The organism is Flavobacterium sp. (assembly GCF_003525665.1).
Lineage (GTDB): Bacteria > Bacteroidota > Bacteroidia > Flavobacteriales > Flavobacteriaceae > Flavobacterium.
In genome coordinates this window covers 603-6013 of record NZ_DQDX01000034.1, presented here as the reverse complement: position 1 = coordinate 6013, position 5411 = coordinate 603, and the positions used below count along the sequence as shown (strand labels likewise).

The 5411-nt window shown below is 33.8% G+C and carries 5 protein-coding genes; 1 reads left to right on the top strand and 4 read right to left on the bottom strand.

Features of this window, described 5'->3' with window-relative positions; all coding sequences use genetic code 11:
- Nucleotides 1-1898: DNA mismatch repair protein MutS (locus tag DIU01_RS02280; protein WP_290831643.1), on the bottom strand; the 1898-nt coding region annotated here is incomplete at its 3' end.
- Between the two features lie 83 nt (nucleotides 1899-1981).
- On the opposite strand from DIU01_RS02280, the gene ung reads away from it, so the two are divergent.
- The gene (gene ung, locus DIU01_RS02275) at nucleotides 1982-2644 is read left to right on the top strand and encodes a uracil-DNA glycosylase (protein ID WP_290831642.1); all 663 of its coding nucleotides are present in this window, start codon (nucleotides 1982-1984) and stop codon (nucleotides 2642-2644) included.
- A gap of 237 nt (nucleotides 2645-2881) precedes the next feature.
- On the opposite strand, the gene DIU01_RS02270 is transcribed toward ung, so the two are convergent.
- The 3 genes from DIU01_RS02270 to DIU01_RS02260 all read right to left on the bottom strand — a co-directional run bounded on the left by DIU01_RS02270 (nucleotide 2882) and on the right by DIU01_RS02260 (nucleotide 5217).
- Nucleotides 2882-3301 (bottom strand): lipocalin family protein, encoded by a 420-nt coding sequence (locus DIU01_RS02270; RefSeq protein ID WP_290831641.1) that lies wholly within the window; start codon nucleotides 3299-3301, stop codon nucleotides 2882-2884.
- A gap of 108 nt (nucleotides 3302-3409) precedes the next feature.
- A complete protein-coding gene (locus DIU01_RS02265; protein WP_290831640.1) occupies nucleotides 3410-4345 on the bottom strand; it encodes a transglutaminase in 936 nt (311 codons plus the stop codon).
- 20 nt (nucleotides 4346-4365) lie between these two features.
- Nucleotides 4366-5217 (bottom strand): substrate-binding domain-containing protein, encoded by an 852-nt coding sequence (locus tag DIU01_RS02260; protein ID WP_290831639.1) that lies wholly within the window; start codon nucleotides 5215-5217, stop codon nucleotides 4366-4368.
- Nucleotides 5218-5411: the final 194 nt, after the last annotated feature.

The window sequence follows — 5411 nt, the reverse complement described above, 5'->3', positions numbered from 1 at the left end:
TCCGCTTTTTCTTTAACCGATAATTTTCTGCGCTTGCTGTTTTCAATTTCTACAATCTTGAGCAGTTCACCAAGAAGTACTTTTTTATTTTTATTGTTGAAATAGGATTCTGATAAATCATCAAGCTTTTGTCCAATATAAATCAATCGCTGATTGGCATCATATAATTCTTGATAACGCTCTAATTTCTCTTTAATTTTAGCGTTCGTGATTTCCATTTTCTTGCTTTCCTCACGTGCTTTTGTTTCTTCTTCTTTCAAATTTAAAGACGTTTTTTCCATCTTCGAACGCTCTTTTTGAAGTGTAGCAATTGTTTTGTCAAATCGAACTTTGCCACCTTCAATTTTCTTTTTCGCACGATTGATTAATCCGTAAGGTATTCCGTTTTTCTGTGCTACTTCAAAGGTGAACGAACTTCCAGCTTGACCTAAAATCAATTTGTACATGGGTTCTAACGATTTTTCGTCAAACAACATATTGGCATTGGATGCAAATGGTAATTCGTTTGCTAGTATTTTCAAATTCGAATAATGCGTTGTAATAATTCCGAAGGCTTCTCTATGATAAAATTCTTCTAGGAAAGTTTCTGCCAAAGCACCACCAAGTTCAGGATCAGAACCTGTTCCAAATTCGTCAATTAAGAACAACGTTTTTGAATTGCATTTTTTCAAAAAGTAGTTCATGTTTTTTAATCGGTAACTGTAAGTACTTAAATGATTTTCAATAGATTGATTGTCTCCAATATCGGTGAGAATTCTATCAAATAAAAACGTTTCGCTGCGTTCGTGAACCGGAATCAACATCCCACTTTGTAACATCAATTGCAATAATCCAACGGTCTTTAACGAGATTGTTTTTCCTCCAGCATTAGGTCCAGAAATTACAATAATTCTATTTTCGTCGCTTAATTCAATAGTTTGTGGATACGTTTTTTCGCCTTTATTTTTATTATTCAAAAACAGAATAGGATGGAAGGCATCTCTAAAAAACAACCTTTTTTCTTCGATAATTGTTGGTAATAAACCATTGATTTTATTGGCGTATTTTGCCTTTGCAGCAATTACATCAATATCACTTAAAAAATCTTGGTACTGTTTTAATAAATCTAAAAACGGACGAATATCATTGGATAATTTCTTTAAAATTCGTGTGATTTCTTCGCGTTCTTCGTATTCTAAATTGCTCAATTCTCTCGAATATTTCAGCGTAGCTTCGGGTTCAATGTAAGCAATACTTCCAGTTTTGGAACTTCCCAAAATAGAACCTTTTACTTTACGGCGATACATGGCTAAAACTGCCAAAACGCGTCGGTTTTCTACAAAACTTTCTTTGATGTCATCCAAATAACCCAAACCGTTGTACTGACTTAAAGCAGTACCAAAACTCTGGTTGACTTTACCACGAACCACACTCATATCGCGACGAATATTAATTAAATCGGGTGAAGCATTGTCTTTAATCACGCCATATTTATCAACAACTTCATCAATTTTTTGTATAATGTATTTGGTATATTCTACTTGAACAGCGCGTTCGTTTAATTTAGGATAATAATCATTGAATTTCTTTAAGAAAAGCAATAAAACATTCACAGTTTCTGATAGTGTGGCAATTTTTCTAAAGGTGGGAACTTCTAGAAAACTGTCTTCAATTCCCAACATTTTTAAATCGGTAGAAATGTTTTCGAATCCGTGGTTTGGAATAGCGTTATTATTGGTGTACGACGAAACATATTCGGAGGTTTGCAATAGCGAATTCATTAACAATTCTTTATTGCTAAACGGCGTAATTTGTAATGCTTTTTCTTTACCAATTTCGGTATTACAAAGTGCCGAAATGGTTTCCAAAATGGTGTTAAATTCTAAGTCTTGAAGGGTTTTATCTGTAATAGAAATCATTAGTTGAGTTTAGAATTTCAAAGTTACGAAGGATGTAATCCATATTGCAATAGATTTTTATATTTTTGATAAAAAATTATGATATGTTTATAAACGACCTTTCGTGGCAAAATCATTTATCAGCCGAATTTCAAAAACCCTATTTCATTGAACTGATGCAACAAGTGGATGAGGAATACCAGAATTTTACTTGTTTTCCTCCAAAGGATTTGATTTTTAATGCTTTCGAAAAATGTTCGTTTGATGATTTAAAAGTCGTAATTATTGGTCAAGATCCGTATCATGGTGATGGTGAAGCCAATGGATTGTGTTTTTCTGTAAACGATGGCATTAAAATTCCACCTTCGTTACGCAATATATTTGCTGAGATTAATTTGGAATTTGATACGATTTTTACTCCAACTTCAGGAAATTTAGAACGATGGGCAAGTCAAGGAATTTTACTTTTAAATGCTGGATTAACAGTAAGAAAAGATGTAGCCAACAGTCATAAACATTTAAAATGGAATGTTTTCACAGATGCTGTAATTAAAACCATTTCTGATGAAAAAGAACATGTAGTTTTTTTACTTTGGGGAAGTTTTGCTCACAAAAAAGGAAGCCAAATTGATACTGAAAAACATTTGGTTTTAGAATGCGGACATCCGTCGTTTGCGCATTCGCATAAAAAGTGGTTTGGAAACAATCATTTTAAATTGACTAACGAGTATTTGAGTTCTAAAGATGAAAGTGTTATTAATTGGTAAGAGAAGTTCAAATGAATGGCTAACTATCCCGAAGTTTCGGGACTGATTGCAAGGGAATCTTGTCTTTTGAGACGAAATGGAAAGGCAGCAGGAACATGGATTACAAATAAAGACCAATCCCGAAGCTTCGGGAATTCGCTCCTAATTGTTTTAACTTAAGAATATTAGAATACTCACGATAAAATGGTAATTGATTGCTAAAAAAAAGCGTTTCAAATTGAAACGCTTTATAATTATTTAGTTATTTGTGAAATTAGCTTTAATTTTTTCATCATCGCCATCTTCATCGTAATCACCATTTTGAGTGATTTGTAATTCGGTTGCGCTAATTTTTGTGACTTTTCCGCTGAAGTTATCTCCATCAATTGAAACTGCAACTGTATTACCTTCTAAAACCCAACTTCCAGTTAAAGTTTCAGTATCTAATGGACTACAAGTATTAATATAATGTTCAATGTATGTTCCATCAGCTAAAAATTGAATGTAGTCTTTGCTACAAGCTTGATGTCCGTAAGCATCAGTTTGACCATTTGCTTGGAAACTTTTGTAGTACCATTTTTTTACTAATTTTTCTTCTGTTACAGAAACAGATTCGTCAGACGAGCAAGATGTCATTAAAGACAATGCAACAAATGCTAAAGCAAATAATTTTTTCATAAATTAAATTGTTTTTAAGTTTGGTGCAATTTATCTATTTTTTTTAAATATTTCTTTTTTTTTTGCATTTAAACAAAGATAAAATTAAAAAAAATTAATGAAAAAATGCTAATTCAAAGTCAGCGCTCCCAAAATCTCTTCACTTAGAAATGGTCCGCCAGGATAATGTGCAGTGTAATCTAGGTTTAGCCATATTTGTCCGCGTTCGTCTATATGATAATTTACGACTTTATCTTTACTTTCATTGACGAAAAGTACTTGCTTAATGAGGTAGTTTACGGCTTCAAAATCTTTCTTTGTGCCAATAAGAATCTCTGGATAAATATGACCATCGGTGTGAATTAAACGTGGCGTTCCACCAATAGCTCTAACGCAAGCTGCCATTAAAATAGAATGATCGTCGCAATCACCAGACAAATAAGCTAACGATTCGGATGCTGTGGCAATGTAATCTTTGTTTTTGGGATCGCTCACATAATTCCAACGGCTGTTGATTTCTTTGAAAACGGCGAAACATTGAATGATGGTTGCATAGTCTCTAAAATCGTCTTTACTTTTTCTAAAGTGCTTGGTCGTTGCCATCAAAGCAAAGCTTCGAACCTTTGGATTATCATATTCGATGGCATCCAAAACCTTGGATTTATTGGGAAAAGGAAGCATTTTGGAAATGATAATATCTTGCGGATTCGGATTGTCTGACATGAAATACAACATGTATTGGTAGTCTTCAAAAACGCTTTTAAAGCCGTAACCACCAAAAACGGTTCCAACGAATAAAGACACTAAATAAAGGAAAATGGAAATTAATATAATCTTGCGCATCGCTCTTAAAATGAGCTGAATAACTACGATTATCAAGATGAAAATTAGTACTCTATCAATGTGCCAAAACCAATTGGCATCAATGGTATTTTGATGTACAATAAGAAAAATAGGAATGGTAAGTAAAATATTTAGTACAAAAATAATAATCGTGTCCCAAGGCTTGTTCACCTGGAATTTGGACATTATTTGGTCGTAAGTTAATTTTACTTTTTGTATCATACAGTTACAAAACCGCGAAGCTAAAGGGCTTTTACAATTTTAGCAAATGTACCTTTTTTATCAATAATTTTAAGGTCAAAGAGTTGATTTTGAATTTTGTTTAACATTTCTTTAGATAATGCACTTTGCGACCATTCGGTTATAGACAGCCATTCTCTAATATCTTCTATCTTTTGATGGTATTTTTCTGCTAAAGCAGCGTCAATACCTTCAATTTCTTTAAAACTTTGGGTTTTTATGTTAATGATTTCAAGAATTTGAGCAATAGTATTGGGATGTTTTTTCAAGACCTCATCACGAACGGCAATCACAAAACAAGGCCAAGGCGTAGGGCAATCGGCTACTTTTCTAAAGATGCCTTTGTCAACTAGTGGTTTGGTCATGAATTTTTCCCACATGAAATAATCAGATGCACCTTTTGCCAAACTTTCTACCGCGCCATCGATGGTATTCACAATTTCGAATTTCAAAGTATCGGTATTCCAACCTTGATTATTAGCATTCACGTAAGCCATCAATTGCGAACCCGAACCCAAACGAGAAATAGCAACTTTACCATTTTCTAAATCAGAAAGCGTTTGATACTTAGATTTGGCATCCACGTGAATTCCCCAAACTAGCGGACTTTCAACATAAACCTGCACAATCTTACTTGCATTGCCACCCACAATATCTTTCACAATTCCTTCCGACAAAATCACGGCAATATCGGTCTCACCATCACGAAGCATCTGACACATTTTTCCAGTTCCTTCAGGAACATCAGTCCATTGCAAGTCGATTCCAACGGCTTCAAACTCGCCATTATCAATACTCAAATGCCAAGGCAAATTGAAATGTTCTGGAACGCCTGCGATTTTTATATGATTCATTTTTTTTAAAAGTTTATGAGTTTAGAAGTTTATAAGTTTAAAAGGAATGCTCTTCAAAAAAATAGTTTTCAAACAACTGAGAACAGACATCTGAGAACAGACAACTGAGAACTGATAACAGACAACAGACAACTGAGAACTGACATCTGAGAACAGACAACTGAAATCTGCAATCTGCCATCTGAAACCTGAAA